Genomic DNA, 14,905 nt, shown 5'->3' on the forward strand with positions numbered 1-14,905 from the left:
CCACGATGACACGAGAGACGGATACGGATCGAGAAACGATGGCCGATATCAGCCACACCAACCCCCACACCGGGGAGACGGCCGGCCGCCTGTTCACCCGCGGTCCGGTCGTCGCCACCGACGGCGGCGAACGATCCCCGTCGGAGAGCCGATCCGACGGCGACCGATCGAAAGCGACGGATGCGGGATCTGACGAACAGCGCGAGCGAACGATGGCGAGCGTCGATCACACGCCGCCACACGACGCGGAGACCGCAAACCGCGTCTTCGAACGCGGGAAACAACCCGTAGGTGCCGACGAATGAGTGAGAGGACGCTGTACGACAAGGTCTGGGAGAACCACAAGGTAACCGAGTTGCCGACCGGACAGGATCAGCTGTTCATCGGCCTTCACCTCATCCACGAGGTGACCAGCCCGCAAGCGTTCGGCATGCTAGAGGAACGCGACCTCGAGGTCGCCTACCCCGAACTCACGCACGCGACGGTCGATCACATCATTCCGACGGCCGATCAGTCCCGCCCCTACGAGGAGGACGCGGCCGAAGAGATGATGAGTGAACTCGAGGAGAACGTCCGCGAGGCGGGGATCGACTTTTCCGACCCCGACTCTGGCGATCAGGGGATCGTCCACGTCGTCGGTCCGGAACAGGGAATTACCCAGCCGGGCAAGACGATCGTCTGTGGCGATAGCCACACGAGTACGCACGGCGCCTTCGGCGCGCTGGCGTTCGGGATCGGCACCAGCCAGATCCGCGACGTGCTCGCGACCGGAACGCTCGCTTTCGAGAAACAGAAGGTGCGCAAGATCGAAGTCAACGGCGAACTCGGCGACGGCGTCGAGGCGAAAGACGTCATCTTAGAGATCATCCGCCGACTCGGCACCGAAGGCGGCGTCGGCTACGTCTACGAGTACGCCGGTTCCGCCATCGAGAGTCTCGGCATGGAAGGTCGGATGTCGATCTGTAACATGTCGATCGAGGGCGGCGCTCGCGCGGGCTACGTCAACCCCGACGAGACCACCTACGAGTGGCTCGAAGAGACCGACTACTTCCAGGCGAACCCCGAGAAGTTCGACGAGCTCAAACCCTACTGGGAGTCGATCCGGTCGGACGACGACGCGGAGTACGACGACGTCGTCACGATCGACGCGAACGAACTCGAGCCGGTCGTCACCTGGGGGACGACCCCCGGACAGGGGATCGGTATCACGGAGCCGATTCCGGCCCCGGAGGACCTCCCAGAGGACAAACAGGACACCGCCCGACGCGCCCAGGAACACATGCGTGTCGAACCCGGCGAGACGATGGACGGCTACGAGATCGACGTCACCTTCCTCGGCTCGTGTACGAACGCCCGTCTGCCCGACCTTCGTCGGGCGGCAGGTATCGTCGAGGGACGGGAGGTACACGACGACGTCCGTGCACTCGTCGTTCCCGGCAGCCAGCGTGTCCAGCGGGCCGCCGAGGAGGAGGGCCTCAAAGACGTCTTCGAGGAGGCCGGCTTCGAGTGGCGAAACGCCGGCTGTTCGATGTGTCTCGGCATGAACGAGGACCAACTCGAGGGCGACGAGGCCTGTGCCTCCTCCTCGAACCGAAACTTCGTCGGCCGCCAGGGCTCGAAGGACGGTCGAACCGTCCTGATGAACCCGCAGATGGTCGCCGCGGCGGCGCTCGAAGGCGAAGTGACTGACGTACGCGACCTGAAGGAGGTGACCACCGTATGAGCGGCGTTGACGACGTCGAGATTCCGGAGGTCGAGTACGTCTCCGGTTCTGGTGTTCCAATCCGTGGCAACGACATCGACACGGACCAGATCATCCCCGCTCGCTTTATGAAGGTCGTCACGTTCGACGGCCTCGGGGAGTTCGCGTTCTTCGACGTGCGCTTCGACGAGAACGACGATCCCAAGGAGCACCCGATGAACGAAGAGCGGTTCATGGATTCGTCGGTGATGGTCGTCAACAGCAACTTCGGCTGTGGCTCCTCGCGCGAGCACGCCCCGCAGGCGCTGATGCGCTGGGGGATCGACGCGCTCATCGGCGAGAGCTTCGCCGAAATCTTCGCGGGCAACTGTCTGGCACTCGGCATCCCGACCGTCACCGCCGACAGCGAGACCATCCAAGAGCTACAGGCGTGGGTCGACGAGAACCCCGACGGGGAACTCGAGATCGATGTCGAAGCCGAGACCGTCACGTACGGGGGAGAGACGATCGACGTCACCGTCGACGACGCCCAGCGGAAAGCGCTCGTCGAGGGCGTCTGGGACACGACGGCGCTGATGAAGTCAAACGCCGGCGAGGTCCGAAAGAAAGCCCAGGAACTGCCGTACGTCGAGGAGCGTCAGATCCCCGACGCGGAGTAGGCTCGTCTCTCGACCCGCTCGAGCGTAGTTTTGGTCATCGTACAGTTTTCCTAAACGAATTATTTTCTGTATACGGCGTACAAGCTCGTAACGCGAAGGGGCCCGTTGCAAACCGAGGGTAACAGAACAATCTCAGATCGATATAAACCGGACCCACCGCGTCCTTCGGTACATCCCGTGAAGGGGCTTCTGAAGCCGTATTGTGGCGTGACCAGCGGTACGGACAACTTACTAATTAAATAGAGTAGGTAGTAACGAACCCACAGGTAGCCGTGTACTTTGGGGTGTCAGTCTGAGGGGTAGGATCGGTAGCGTTAGAGTGCGATTCGTAGGTAGAGATTACAAACTGGGAGCAGGTCCCTTCTGAACGGCAATCATCTATCCTGATTTTCAAGATACGACTAACAATAGCGATAGATACTGGTTGAGAATCTTGTATGCGAAGCGATGAAGATAACGCTGACGGTAGATTCAAACGGCGATCGTACTTGCAAGGGATTGCTGCGGCTGGCGCAACCAGTGCAGTCGGATTAGGATGGCTCTCGACGACGTCTGCGGAGGCACAGCAAGCTACACCCCAACAGAATAACAATGGGAGCGTGATAGCGGAGTTCTGCGGAACGTTTTCACCCGGACCGCAGGTCCAACAGTGCATCGCGTGCGTCGAAGCGCAACCGGAGTGCGACGAGGTCGGTCCACTGTTCCCGCTGTTCACCGGACTGACGGGCCAGTGTTTCACACCCGACGAGATTCCCGAGGGTGCGGACTACGTCACGCTCAAAGCGGGACTGAACTGCTACGTCGCCCCAGTCGTAGACGATGAGGGAGAGCCATACACAACGTTCTGTCTCCCGCCGGGCTCGCCCGACATCAGCAACGTGACGTTCTACGAGTGCGACCCCGACGATCCCCAGCCCGCGCTCGTGGACTTCAAAGTGACCTGCGAGGAGATCTTCGTCACCACGATGAACATCCCTGATGGGGAGGAACTGACCGCGGAGGTGACATTCCTCGATGCCGATGGCGAGGAATCGGTGCAGACGTTCACGGCGGAGGTCCAGGACAACACCGCGACGTTCATCCTGCCCGGGAATCTCAATCCGACGAATCTCGTTATCACCTTCGGCGACCTCGTTCTCGACGACCAGGAGGTCGTCGCCGAGGACGCTCCATGTACGCCGACCCCACCGGTTATCGACGATCTCGAGGTGACCTGCGACGCGATCACGATCACGACGACGGACGTCCCTGAAGGTGACATCCTCTCCGCGGAGGTGACCTTCGTTGGTGACATCGTCGAGACGTACGATGTGCCCGTCGACGCGGACGGTGTCGCCGTGATTCCGCTCCCCGGAAACCTCGATCCCTCGTACTTGCGAGTCTTCTACGACAGCGAGACACTGTTCGACACAAATATACAGGCGTCCGATGCGCCGTGTGCGGAGGTGCCACCGAAACCCCCGAAGCCGCCGAAGAAAAAGAAGGGCAAGCGATACAGAAAGAAAAAGCGTGCGTGCAAACGCAAGAGACGCGAGTACGAGAAGGTCAAAAAGAAATACGAGAAAGGACGCGCGAAGAAATCGGAGGTCCGGAAGAAAAAGCGCGCGTACGAACGCACGAAATGCGAGTACGAGAGATACAGGAAACGGTGTAAGTAGTCGTCTCGAGTCGGTCGAGCGAGCTGCGTGGACCACACGTACACGTTTGTCGTGATCGGTCTCGGTTCCGACGAAGTGAGGATGATCGAGGGAGCTCGATAACGGTTCTCCGGTCGGCTCGTCGGACGACTATCGTGTTCGTTGAAAGTCATTGCACTCTCGCTCGTGAATCATACGGATTGCTGTAACTATTTACCGGGGCAACCGCAAGGCGAGGCGCGGTTGCCCTGGTACGGACTTACAGCAGTCAGTATCAGGGGCCAGCACGGCCGGTGTTGGTCCCTCGAGCCCGAGCGGATCCTCTTCGGCCACGGAGAGGGCGTTCTCGAGGACGCCGAGGTGGCGCTTCGTGACGCACTCGAGGGAGCGAGACGGCGATTCCCGCGGGCGCTGGTGACACAGTTCGGCACGAACCTCCGGCTGCTCGTCGCCGCGATGGGTGACTGATACGGATTGCTGTTCCGACGTGCCGGTGCGATCGAAGAACGAGTCGCGGTCGTTTCGGAAACGACGTCCAGCAGACCGTATGGGAAACTCCGGATCCCAGTCGTCGTCTTCGGCCCGTTCCTCCGCTCGTTCTCGCGGCCGACGTCTCGTCCGCACCCCCGAGACATCGATACCCTCTTTTCGGCCCGGGGTAGAGGTTCGGGCATGACTGAGGAGATTACCGTTATCCCCGGCGACGGCATCGGCCAGGAAGTGACGCCTGCAGCAGTGGAGGTCCTCGAGGCCCTCGAAGTCGACTTCGCCTTTCAGGAGGCGGAGGCGGGCGACTACGTGCGGTCGGAGACCGGCGAGGCGCTCCCCGAGGACACGTACGACCTCGTCGCCTCGACGGACGCGACGCTGTTCGGTGCGGTGGGTGAGACGGCGGCCGACGTCATCCTCCCGCTTCGGGAGGCCGTCGACTCGTTCGTCAACGTCCGACCCGCGACGGTGTACCCCGGCGTCGACGCCGTGCGCCCCGAGACGGACCTCGTCTTCCTTCGCGAAAATACGGAGGGGGTCTACTCCGGGCACGAGGACCGGCTGAGCGACGACCTCTCGACGCTGACCCGCGTCGTCACGTCTTCGGCCTCCGAGCAGCTCGCAGAGTTCGCCTGCGAGTTCGTCGAGGACAACGGCTACGACGGCTTTCACGTCGCCCACAAGGCGAACGTGATGCGCGAGACCGACGGCCGGTTCCGCGATTCGGTCGTCTCCGTCGCCGACGAACGCGGCGTCGAGACCGAGGAGGTACTGATGGACGCCTTCGCGACCCACGTCTGTCTCGACCCCGGCCAGTTCGACGTCGTCGTCTGTCCGAACCTCGCGGGGGACGTCCTCTCCGATCTGGCCGCCGGTCTCGTCGGCGGCCTCGGCATGCTCCCGAGCGCCAACATCGGCCCCGAGCGCGGCCTGTTCGAGCCCGTCCACGGCTCCGCACCCGACATCGCCGGTGAGGGCATCGCGAACCCCGCGGCGACGATCATCTCCGCCGCGATGATGCTCGAGCACCTCGGCCACGACGAGGAAGGAAAGCGCGTGCGTGACGCCGTCGAGGGCGTCCTCGAGGACGGACCACGAACGCCGGATCTCGGCGGCGACGCCTCGACCGAGGACGTGACGAACGCGATCGTCGACCGTCTGTAGCGGGTAATTTCCGACCGCTGTCGGCCGAACCCGGCGATCTCGAGTCGATTTCTGACCTCGAGAACGATAGATTTCCTTTATTACGGTCCGCTGATGACTGGGTGGTAATGCGATGGTACCCGCTCGCGCGCGAGGAAGCCAGGGCCCTCCTCCGGTCGAAGGGCGTCTGGCTGCTCGCGCTCGTCCTCCTTCTCTGGACGTATCGCCCCTCCTACACTGTCTGGAACGAACTCGGTCCCGACATGACGGTCGGCTTCCTTCAGTTCGCCGGTGGAATCGTGGTCCCGATCGCCGCGGTGATCCTCGGCTACCGATCGATCGTCGGTGAGCGCGCCTCGGGAAGCCTGAAGTTTCTCCTCGGCTTGCCGCTGACTCGAGGCGAAATTCTCCTTGGAAAGCTCGTCGGCCGACTGGCCGGCATCGCGATCCCGGCGTTTCTCGCTCTCGGGATCGTCACCGTCGCCGGAGTGGTCCAGTACGGCCTGTTCTCGCCGCTTCGGTATCTGGCCGTCTTCGCGGTGACGGCGCTCTATTTCCTCGCGCTCGTCTCGATCGTGATTTCGGTTTCGGCGATCGTCCGCCGGACGACGACGGCGGCGGCGACGCTGTTTATCGGATTCATCTTGATCCTCGAGATCTTCTGGCAGATGTTCGTGCCGGGGATCTACTCGCGGCTCACCGGCGTTCCGGTCAACCCGTACGATCCGCCCGCCGAGGGTGGACTGTTTCTCATGGACCGGCTCTCCCCGACGGGCGCGTACAACGTCGCGACGAACGGCATCCTCGACGCCGGTAACTCCGCCTGGCACCACTCGAGTGCAATCTCGGTCCTGCGACCCGGCCACAGCAGTAACGCCCTCGCCGTCGGGGAGGCGTTCGATCCTGGAACCGCCCCGCTGTACCTCCACGAGGCGGGTGGTATCGTGATCCTCGTCGCCTGGATCGTAACCTCGCTGTCGATCGCCTACCACCGCTTCGACGGGGGCGATCTCGGGTGAATTCCTCGAGCGATTCGGACGGCGAATCGGCTGCCGAGACGAGCGACGAACCGGTCATCGAAACCGACGGGCTGACGAAGCGTTACGGCTCGGAGGCGGCCGTCGAGGATCTCTCGCTTACGGTCGAGTCCGGCGAGATTTACGGATTCTTGGGGCCGAACGGGGCCGGGAAGTCGACGACGATCAATCTCCTGATGGACTACGTCAGGCCGACCGAGGGATCGATCCGCGTACTTGGACTGGACCCGCGTGCGGACGTCGTCGACGTGCATCAGCGCGTCGGCATCCTCTCCGACGGCTTCAGCGTCTACGAGAACCGGACCGCCCGCGATCACCTGCGGCTCGTCATCGACACCAAGGGAGCCGACGACCATCCCGGGGAGCTATTAGAGCGCGTCGGCCTCGCGGATGCGATCGACGACGACGCCGGAAGCTACTCCCGGGGGATGCGCCAGCGCCTCGCGCTCGCGATGGCGCTGGTCGGCGACCCCGATCTGCTGATCCTCGACGAGCCGTTCTCCGGACTCGACCCCCATGGCGTCCGGACGGTCCGCGAGATCGCTCACGCGGAGAACGAGCGCGGCGCGACGGTCTTCTTCTCGAGTCACGTCCTCGGGCAGGTCGAACTCGTCTGCGATCGAATGGGCATCCTCCACGAGGGCGAACTCGTCGCGGAGGGAACCCTCGAGGAGTTACGCGCGGAGGCGCCGGTGACGACGGAACTCGAACTCGTCGTCGACGGCGACGTCGAGCGCGCCCGCCGGGCGGCGAGTGGCGTCTCCGGCGTCGTCGACGCGTCAGTCTCGATGGACGGGGACCCCTCGAGCACCGGGGTGACGTCTGGGGAGGCTAAAACGTCCCCCGTGAGGGGCGAATCGTCCTCAGCAGATGTTGCGGGCGAACCAGCGTCGGCGGCCGGAACCGCGACTGCGACCGTCGCCGATACGGTGGTCGTCCGTCTCGAGTCAGCCGAGAGCCACGACGACGTGATCGCGGCGGTCGAAGAATCGGGGATGGCCGTCACGCGGACGAACGTGGACGAGCCCTCCGTCGAGTCGATCTTCGTCGCACAGACCGAAGCGGCGTCCGGGGGTGGACTGCGGTGACTGCTGGCCCCAGTGGACCGGGCGAAGACCGAGATGACGCCGCCGAGCGAGGAGGCGACGAGGATCGCGCCGACGGTCGTCCTCCACGATCCACACTCCGCCGCCGGACGGTGCTCGGAGCCGTCGCCGCGTCGACCACCGCACTCGCCGGCTGTATGGCCGATACGGAGTACGCCATCGTCCGTGCCTCGAGCGAGCCCGTCGAGAATGAGCCGATCTCGTTCGACCTCGAGGTCGTCGATCCCGAAATCCGCGTCGACTCTCCCGGGGTAATCGAACTCACCGTCCAAAACGTCGACGACGAGGCGATCGAACTGGTTAGCATGGGGATTCGCCCCTTCGGCACCCTCGAGTTGCGCGCGGAGCCGGAGGACCACCCGGGCGAGACGTGGATCTACCTCTGGAGCGACGAGTACGAGGAGAGTCCCCACGTGGACGTGCGGCCGAACGGGATGGGCCTCGACGGCGAGGAGCTGGTGATGACGCTCTTCCCCGACGAGTCGTTCTCGTTCCGGTACGAGGTCCCCGGCGACGAGGTCGTGCGAGACGGAACGTACGAGCTCTCGGGTCGGTTAGGCGACGATCACGTCCTCAGATATCGCCGTCCGAAGGAAGAAAACGGCGAGGAGACGACCGACGACGGCGGTTCAGCCGACGAGGGCGAGGATTCGGCTCTCGAGGACGAGACCGGCGACGACGAGGGCGGTGCGAGCGAAGAGGAGGAGGGCGACGAGAACGGTGACGACGAGGGCAATGGGAGCGAAGAGGAGGAGGGCGACGAGGAGTATGACGACGGGAGCAGGCTGGACGGAACCGGCCTCACTCCGTCGACCGAGATCGAAATCGAGGCGGAAAGCTGGATCCCGTTTCGGTAACTCGACGGGGTTCGGTGATTCGACGGGATCGAGCCCGCGTGGGTGATAGCGTCCGTTCAGACCAGCACGTCGACCTCGTACCCGGCCTCCCGGAGATCCACGAGGAACTCCTCGACGTGGTCGGGACCGCGCATCTCGAGGTCGATCTCGACTTCGGTGTCGCTCATCTCGACGTCGCGGGAGGTCCGGTCGTGGTGGATGGCGTAGATGTTCGCCCGGTGGGCGGTGAAGATCTCGAGCAGTCGAGCCAGCGCGCCGGGCTGGTCGGAGAGGACGGTCCGGATCTTCAGGTAGCGGCCGGTCTCGACGAGACCGCGGACGATGACGTTGGTGAGCGTGTTGAGGTCGATGTTCCCGCCGGAGAGGACGGGGACGATCGTCTCGTCGTCCTCGTAGGCGAATTTGTCGAACAGCAGCGCCGCGAGCGGCACCGCGCCCGCTCCCTCGACCAGCGTCTTCGAGCGCTCGAGCAGGTAGACCGTCGCGACGGCGATCTCGGGATCGGAGACGGTGACGACTTCGTCGACGTGCTCACGGATGTGTTCGAACGTCCGTTCGCCGATCGAGCGCGTTGCGATCCCGTCGGCGATCGTGTGGACGCCGTCGATCGTGACGCGTTCGCCCTTCTCGAGCGAGGACGCGGCGCTCGAGGCCCCCTCCGCCTGAACCCCGATGACGCGCGCGTCTGGGTTGCGTTCCTTGACGGCGGTTGCAACCCCGCTGATTAGCCCGCCGCCGCCGATGGGGACGACGACCGTCTCGACGTCGGGACAGTCCTCGAGAATCTCGAGGCCGATCGTTCCCTGACCCGCCATCACCATCTCGTCGTCGAATGCGTGGACGTACGTTCGGCCCTCTTCGCGTTCGATCTCGTGGGCGCGTTCTGCTGCCTCGGCGTAGTCGGTTCCCGCGAGGACGACCTCGGCCCCGTAGCTGCGAGTCGCCTCGACTTTCGAATTTGGCGCGTGTTCGGGCATGACGATCGTCGAGTCGACGCCGACCCGCGTCGCCGCGAGCGCGACGCCCTGGGCGTGGTTGCCCGCACTCGCCGTCACGACGCCGACTTCTTTCTGTGACTCAGAGAGCGTCGCGATCCGGTTCGTCGCCCCGCGAATCTTGAACGCACCGGTTCGCTGGAACGTCTCCAGTTTGAGGTGGACGTCGGCTCCGGTCATCGCCGAGTAGGTGTGAGAGCGCTCGAGAGGGGTGTGTCGCGACGTTTCGCGCACCCGTTCGTGGGCCTCGAGTACGTCAGAGAGTTCGAGCATATCTCCGGGTACTCACCGCTGACCGTAATAGACTGCGGCTGTCACTCGACGAGCGAAACGGCGGCACCGACGGACGTGGGTCGTCGATCGGGCCCGACTGATACGGTCTACGATCGATCGGGACAGACCTCTCGCGGCCCGTATGATACGGTCACCTGTCCGTCAGTTCCATGCGACCGCAGGACTGATCGCGGTCGCACCGGTCGATCGGGACGGTACTCCGTGTGACAGGTTGTCGAAGCCCGGACCCCGTTGCGGCCGTCGGTATAAACCGCGCTGTCGAACGGACAGCACGGTAGGGAATACAGGGATGCACGGCGTGTGACGTGCGAGTGTAGAGGGGAACGCCGAGCATATAAAACCCATCCCTCCAGAGTGAAAGTGTAATCGCAAGACTGCGCTCCGATACTCGTCGCGTCAGACGGCCGAACGACGGTCGTCATTCGCGCCGGTGTACCATACCGTTCGACCGCTCGAGTGCCGTCCGGACGCGCACAGCGAAAGTGGCTTCGTCGGGCCACTCGACTCGCTCACCGAGACCCAACCGATCCGGCCGACCGACGTACACCTGAACCGACGCGTCGCTGTCAGCGAGGGGAACGCCGAGTCGGACGTACAGTCCGGTGTCGACGCCCTCGTACCGATCGAGACGCTCGAGGGCGGCGTCATCGACGTCAAGGAGTCGACCGTCGACGCTGCCACCGGGGGCGAGCGTCGGGTATCGCCCCTCGACGCGGTGGAGTCCCTCGAGGGTCGCCGGCCCGTCGAACTCGCACCGGCCGTCGCCGACCACCGACTCGACCCGCACGGGATCGGTCAGCGTTCCGTAGACGAAGACGTACACGGCTTCGGGTTCGCGTCGATTCCCCTTCTCGGTTACGCCGTTTCGGATCGAGGGTCGCTCTCGACTGTCCTGGTCCGTCGATCGACCGTCTTCGACTACCTCGATGAACCACCCCTGTCCGATCGAACTCGTCCCGGCGCTTCGTTCACGGAAAGTTACACAAAGCACTTATCCGATCGTTCGAGTCGAGGAGACATGAACCGCGAGTACGCGCTCGCGATCGCCGCAGTGGTGGTCGCGGTCGCCGCCCTGACGACCCTCCTCCTCGCCGGTGCCGTCGCGGACCCCGACGACCCCGAGACGGGCGCGTCGGTCGAATCACACGCGTCCCTGCAGGAGGTGACGATCGCCGCCGACGAGATTTCGGGTGGGACGGCGACGCTCGCCGTCGACTCCTATCTCACCGCGTACGGCGCTCCCGTCGACAACGTGACGATCGTCCACCGGGCGACAGATACCGACACCGGCCTCGTCGAGGACACGACAGAACGCGAGGTCGGCACGCTCGAGCCCGGCTCGGAGACGGCGGTGTCGGGAACGGTCGACGTCCCCCGGGAAGGCGGCTACGAGATCGAGACGTTCGTCTACGTCGACGGCGAGCGAACCGAGTCCGCGACGCACCGGGTCTCCGGCGTCGATGCCCTGACGCCTGCCTACGCCGACACCGGACTCGAGTTCCACCGCTTCGGTGACCAGTACGGCGGCGCCTTCGAGTCCGTCCCTGCAATCGAGTACGCCGTCGAGTCGACGTCGGGGGAGACAGCGACACTCGAGGTAACGAGCTATCTGACCAACACCGCTGACGACCCTGCCGACTCGCTCGAACTCGAGGTGAAGGCCCGTCAAGCGGATTCGAACGTCGTCGCCGACGCCGAAACCGTTCCGCTCTCCGCCGTTGAGTCGGGCGAGACGGCGACGCCGACCACGACGCTCGAGGTCACCGACGAGTACCGTTACTACCTCGATGCGGTCCTCTGGCTCGATGGAACGATCGTGGCGACCGACCGTGCGATCGCCGATCTCCGCCCAGAGTCGGTGATGGCCAACGAGACCGACGTCGAGAGTACGTTTTCGGCCGCGGATTTCGAGGACGACGGCGGATTCGAGACGACTGCATCGGACACAGCACCCGACGCTCCACACCGGGACGACGAAGCGGACGACGCCGACGAAGTTCCCGGATTCGGCGCCGCAACGGCCGCGATGTCGGCCGCCGTGGCGATCGCACTGCTTCTCGTACGGAGGAAACGATGACTGACACGACACCACAATCCGACGCACCGGTCGAATCGCCCGAGGACCGTCCCCACTCGCGAACCGACCCTGAACCGAGCAACCGCTCGAGACTCCGCCCGGGGAACGTCAGGCGATTTCTCGCCTGGGGGGCGCTCGTCGTCTGCTCCCTGCTCGCGGTCTACGCGTTGTTCCGGTTCTACGGGAGCGTGACCGCCACGATCGACCTCTGGGTCGAGCCACGATACCAGCCGTTGATCCACGCCGCGTTCAACCTAGTCGTGTTGCTCGGATCGCTCGTCGGTATCTCGCTTCTCGTTCGAGAACTGAGTTCCTGAAGACTGGCGGTTGTCGCGGCGAAACCGAACGTTCGTCGGGCAGTAGACGACCGTTACCGCTCCTCGAGCGGGACGAGCTCCTCGTTTTCCGATCCGGTGTAGCGGGCGCGGGGGCGGATGAGCCGGTTGTCATCCTGGTACTCGAGGACGTGGGCGATCCAGCCGCCGGCGCGGCTCATCGCGAAGATCGGGGTGTACATGTCGATCGGGATACCGAGCTGGTAGTAGACGGAGCCGGAGTAGAAGTCGACGTTCGGAGCGATCCCCTTCTCGGGGAGCCCCTTCTCCTCGGTGAGATACTGCTCGATGGTGGTGGTGTACGTGTACCACCGGTCGTCGCCGTTTTCGGCGAGTTCCTCGCTTCGCTCCTGGAGGATTCGTGCCCGTGGGTCCTTGACGTTGTAGACGCGGTGGCCGAAGCCGGGGATACGCCGTCCCTCTTCGATCGCTTGTTCGATCCACTCGCGGTGGTCGAGATCGCTCTCGTCGATCTCGAACAGTACTTCCATGACGTCCTGGTTCGCGCCGCCATGAAGCGGCCCGGAGAGCGCCCCGATTCCGCCGGTGACGGCGCTGTAGATGTCGGCCATCGTCGAACCGATCACCATCGAAGTGAACGTCGAGGCGTTCAGCCCGTGGTCCGCGTGGAGAATGAGCGCCTGGTCGAATGTCTCGGCCGCAACGTCGTCGGGTTCCTCGCCGGTGAGCATGTAGAGGAAGTTCGCCGCAAGCCCCAGGTCAGGGTGTGGATCGACCGGCTCCTCGCCGATCCGGTAGCGCTCGAACGCGGCCAGCGCGGTCGGAATCTTCGCGGTGATCCGTCGACCCATTCGGAGCGTCGCCTCGAGGTCTGCGGGGTCGGCGTCGGTTTCGGGTTCGGTGGCCGAGAACATCGACACCGCCGTCCGGAGGGCGGCCATCGGTCGTTCCTCGGCGTCGGCCAGTCGCTCCATCGTCGCGAGGACGTCCTCGCTGACCGCTTGCTCGTCGTCCAGGGAGGCCGTAAACGCCTCGAGTTCGTCCTCATCCGGCAGGTGGCCGTGCCACAACAGGTAGAGGACTTCTTCGTAGTTCGCACCGCGCGCGAGGTCTTCGATCGCATAGCCGCGATAGATCAGTCGACCTTCGTCGCCGTCGATGGAGCTGAGTTCCGATTCCGCGACGAGAACCCCCTCCAGTCCTTTCCTGAGGTCGTCAACCATACTCGAAGTTTCGCATCCCGATGGAAAAGTATTGTCGTTTGTCCGCCCTCACGGCCGAACACGTCCGATGTATGCGTTTACCAGCGGTCGGAAGAACGACTGACAGAACGTATTCGATTAAGAATTTCGCGAACGTCTACTTCTCGCCCACGACGGGCCCTCGTTTTCGTTATTTTTCAAGAAAGGCGTCCATGAGCTTCGTCTGGGCAGCGGCCAGATGCTCGGTGAACGTCGATCGCGCGACGCCGAGTTCGGCCGCGACGTCCGTCGCGTTCGCCCCTTTCGGGTACTCGAAGTAGCCCATCTCGTGGGCCGTCTCGAGGATCTCTCGTTGCCGGTCGGTCAGCGCGCCCCGATCGACGATGACCGGGTCGACCGACTCGCCGCTTGGATCTTCCGTGAGCTCCTCGACGAGAACGCCCTCGAAGCGTTCGCGAAGTCCGTCGACGATCGCGGCGAGCTCCTCGAGTTCGAGCGTTCGAAACGACAACAGCACCGCCCCGTCTCGAGCGCTGACCGACGACACCGGCGTCCCGGACTCCTCGACGATCTCACACGCACAGCCGACATCGTGTTCGCGTTCGAACCGATACACTGTCTCGTGTTCGTTCGCCTGGATCGGCGTGAGATCGGTCTCCACGTCGTCCGGTGATGGATCGTTGTCGGTTGGTAGCGTAAACTCCTCGACGACGCGATCGTCGTTCTCGCCGCCGGCTCGCGTCCAGGTTACCGACTCCGCCGGTTCCTCGGTGGTCGCGGTGACGCCTGCGACGGGACAGCTTTCGGGGTCGGAGACCGCCACGGTTGCACGAAATCCAGTCATACGTATTCGTAGGGACGGCCCGTGAGATAACGTCCCACGGGAATTCCCAGTCGGTGAAAGTACGGTCCCGAAGGACAGCCGACCCCGCCCTGGAGCGGTTGCGCTCGGCGAGTCACTCGAGAGCGCCAGAGCGGCCGGCACCGACGGCTTCCGTTCTACCGTGACTGCTCGCTCAGAACGATTGGCCGAGTTTTTCGCGACTGATCCGGATACCGGTCGGCGTGATGATCATCTGGTCGTCGCCTTTGCGGACGATGTCGCCGTCGACCTCCTGGGCGACCTGTCGGAGTTCGTCGACGATATGCTCGACTGTGCTGTCTTTGGTCCGCAGCCGCGTCACGTCGGCGATGACGATATCGCCGTCGTAGACAGCCTCCTTGATGTCGATCGCGTCGGCCTGTCCGCCAACCTCGGCGATATGTACTTGCATGCTCGCGCCGGCCGAGTCCGCCGCGACGTCGTCGAGGTCCAGTTCGACGTAATCCTCGGCGGTCCGTGTCTGATCACCGCCGATGATCTTGCTCATAATTCCCATTGCCAGAAGCCACTGTCGCGGCGAGTATAGTT

16 protein-coding genes are annotated in these 14,905 nt (G+C 64.0%); 11 read left to right on the forward strand and 5 right to left on the reverse strand.

Annotated elements, in window-relative coordinates; genetic code table 11:
• The first annotated feature begins 5 nt into the window (after positions 1 to 5).
• From GRS80_RS11895 to GRS80_RS11935, 9 genes are all read left to right on the forward strand, one after another.
• Complete coding sequence (locus GRS80_RS11895; RefSeq protein ID WP_160047730.1) at positions 6 to 305, forward strand: hypothetical protein; 300 nt, start codon at positions 6 to 8, stop codon at positions 303 to 305.
• Positions 302 to 1,723, forward strand: a complete 1,422-nt coding sequence (leuC, locus tag GRS80_RS11900; protein WP_160047731.1) for a 3-isopropylmalate dehydratase large subunit — start codon at positions 302 to 304, stop codon at positions 1,721 to 1,723. Before GRS80_RS11895 ends, leuC begins: the two co-directional genes overlap by 4 nt.
• Positions 1,720 to 2,361 carry a 3-isopropylmalate dehydratase small subunit gene (gene leuD, locus GRS80_RS11905; RefSeq protein ID WP_160047732.1) on the forward strand — a complete coding sequence of 214 codons (642 nt, stop codon included), beginning with the start codon at positions 1,720 to 1,722 and terminating at the stop codon, positions 2,359 to 2,361. The genes leuC and leuD overlap by 4 nt, the downstream gene beginning before the upstream one ends.
• A 437-nt stretch (positions 2,362 to 2,798) precedes the next feature.
• On the forward strand, positions 2,799 to 4,019 hold the full coding sequence (locus tag GRS80_RS11910; RefSeq protein WP_200840373.1) for a hypothetical protein: 1,221 nt from the start codon (positions 2,799 to 2,801) through the stop codon (positions 4,017 to 4,019).
• A gap of 141 nt (positions 4,020 to 4,160) precedes the next feature.
• Positions 4,161 to 4,466, forward strand: coding sequence for a hypothetical protein (locus tag GRS80_RS11915; RefSeq protein WP_160047733.1), 306 nt, complete (start codon positions 4,161 to 4,163; stop codon positions 4,464 to 4,466).
• Positions 4,467 to 4,670: 204 nt separating this feature from the next.
• Positions 4,671 to 5,651: a 3-isopropylmalate dehydrogenase gene (leuB, locus tag GRS80_RS11920; RefSeq protein ID WP_160047734.1), complete on the forward strand. Its 981-nt coding sequence runs from the start codon at positions 4,671 to 4,673 to the stop codon at positions 5,649 to 5,651.
• Positions 5,652 to 5,758: 107 nt separating this feature from the next.
• Positions 5,759 to 6,649 (forward strand): ABC transporter permease subunit, encoded by an 891-nt coding sequence (locus tag GRS80_RS11925; RefSeq protein WP_160047735.1) that lies wholly within the window; start codon positions 5,759 to 5,761, stop codon positions 6,647 to 6,649.
• A gap of 71 nt (positions 6,650 to 6,720) precedes the next feature.
• Positions 6,721 to 7,755, forward strand: coding sequence for an ABC transporter ATP-binding protein (locus GRS80_RS11930; RefSeq protein ID WP_200840380.1), 1,035 nt, complete (start codon positions 6,721 to 6,723; stop codon positions 7,753 to 7,755).
• A complete protein-coding gene (locus GRS80_RS11935) occupies positions 7,752 to 8,630 on the forward strand; it encodes a hypothetical protein (protein WP_160047736.1) in 879 nt (292 codons plus the stop codon). The genes GRS80_RS11930 and GRS80_RS11935 overlap by 4 nt, the downstream gene beginning before the upstream one ends.
• Before the next feature lie 56 nt (positions 8,631 to 8,686).
• Here the strand turns inward: GRS80_RS11935 and ilvA are convergent, their stop codons facing one another.
• A complete protein-coding gene (ilvA, locus tag GRS80_RS11940) occupies positions 8,687 to 9,898 on the reverse strand; it encodes a threonine ammonia-lyase (protein ID WP_160047737.1) in 1,212 nt (403 codons plus the stop codon).
• A gap of 439 nt (positions 9,899 to 10,337) precedes the next feature.
• The gene (locus GRS80_RS11945) at positions 10,338 to 10,742 is read right to left on the reverse strand and encodes a gamma-glutamylcyclotransferase family protein (RefSeq protein ID WP_343161556.1); all 405 of its coding nucleotides are present in this window, start codon (positions 10,740 to 10,742) and stop codon (positions 10,338 to 10,340) included.
• 195 nt (positions 10,743 to 10,937) lie between these two features.
• Here GRS80_RS11945 and GRS80_RS11950 point away from each other — a divergent pair, with 195 nt between their 5' ends.
• A complete protein-coding gene (locus GRS80_RS11950) occupies positions 10,938 to 11,996 on the forward strand; it encodes a hypothetical protein (protein WP_160047738.1) in 1,059 nt (352 codons plus the stop codon).
• A complete protein-coding gene (locus GRS80_RS11955) occupies positions 11,993 to 12,313 on the forward strand; it encodes a hypothetical protein (RefSeq protein ID WP_160047739.1) in 321 nt (106 codons plus the stop codon). The genes GRS80_RS11950 and GRS80_RS11955 overlap by 4 nt, the downstream gene beginning before the upstream one ends.
• Positions 12,314 to 12,366: 53 nt before the next feature.
• On the opposite strand, the gene citZ is transcribed toward GRS80_RS11955, so the two are convergent.
• The 3 genes from citZ to sepF form a co-directional block, all read right to left on the reverse strand.
• On the reverse strand, positions 12,367 to 13,515 hold the full coding sequence (citZ, locus tag GRS80_RS11960; protein WP_160047740.1) for a citrate synthase: 1,149 nt from the start codon (positions 13,513 to 13,515) through the stop codon (positions 12,367 to 12,369).
• A 169-nt stretch (positions 13,516 to 13,684) separates the two neighbouring features.
• The gene (locus GRS80_RS11965) at positions 13,685 to 14,338 is read right to left on the reverse strand and encodes a helix-turn-helix domain-containing protein (protein WP_160047741.1); all 654 of its coding nucleotides are present in this window, start codon (positions 14,336 to 14,338) and stop codon (positions 13,685 to 13,687) included.
• Positions 14,339 to 14,510: 172 nt separating this feature from the next.
• Entirely contained in the window at positions 14,511 to 14,873 is a 363-nt protein-coding gene (sepF, locus tag GRS80_RS11970; RefSeq protein WP_149082262.1) for a cell division protein SepF, read from the reverse strand.
• Positions 14,874 to 14,905: the final 32 nt, after the last annotated feature.

The organism is Natrialba sp. INN-245 (assembly GCF_009807105.1).
Classification (GTDB): Archaea; Halobacteriota; Halobacteria; order Halobacteriales; family Natrialbaceae; genus Natrarchaeobius; species Natrarchaeobius swarupiae.

Bases quoted from the DNA above. Each gene is read 5' to 3' on its own strand.
- citZ (WP_160047740.1), bottom strand. From the start codon at position 13,515: ATGGTTGACGACCTCAGGAAAGGACTGGAGGGGGTTCTCGTCGCGGAA.
- GRS80_RS11950 (WP_160047738.1), top strand. From the start codon at position 10,938: ATGAACCGCGAGTACGCGCTCGCGATCGCCGCAGTGGTGGTCGCGGTC.
- ilvA (WP_160047737.1), bottom strand. From the start codon at position 9,898: ATGCTCGAACTCTCTGACGTACTCGAGGCCCACGAACGGGTGCGCGAA.
- sepF (WP_149082262.1), bottom strand. From the start codon at position 14,873: ATGGGAATTATGAGCAAGATCATCGGCGGTGATCAGACACGGACCGCC.
- GRS80_RS11910 (WP_200840373.1), top strand. From the start codon at position 2,799: ATGCGAAGCGATGAAGATAACGCTGACGGTAGATTCAAACGGCGATCG.
- leuB (WP_160047734.1), top strand. From the start codon at position 4,671: ATGACTGAGGAGATTACCGTTATCCCCGGCGACGGCATCGGCCAGGAA.
- GRS80_RS11965 (WP_160047741.1), bottom strand. From the start codon at position 14,338: ATGACTGGATTTCGTGCAACCGTGGCGGTCTCCGACCCCGAAAGCTGT.
- GRS80_RS11895 (WP_160047730.1), top strand. From the start codon at position 6: ATGACACGAGAGACGGATACGGATCGAGAAACGATGGCCGATATCAGC.
- leuC (WP_160047731.1), top strand. From the start codon at position 302: ATGAGTGAGAGGACGCTGTACGACAAGGTCTGGGAGAACCACAAGGTA.
- leuD (WP_160047732.1), top strand. From the start codon at position 1,720: ATGAGCGGCGTTGACGACGTCGAGATTCCGGAGGTCGAGTACGTCTCC.
- GRS80_RS11925 (WP_160047735.1), top strand. From the start codon at position 5,759: ATGCGATGGTACCCGCTCGCGCGCGAGGAAGCCAGGGCCCTCCTCCGG.
- GRS80_RS11955 (WP_160047739.1), top strand. From the start codon at position 11,993: ATGACTGACACGACACCACAATCCGACGCACCGGTCGAATCGCCCGAG.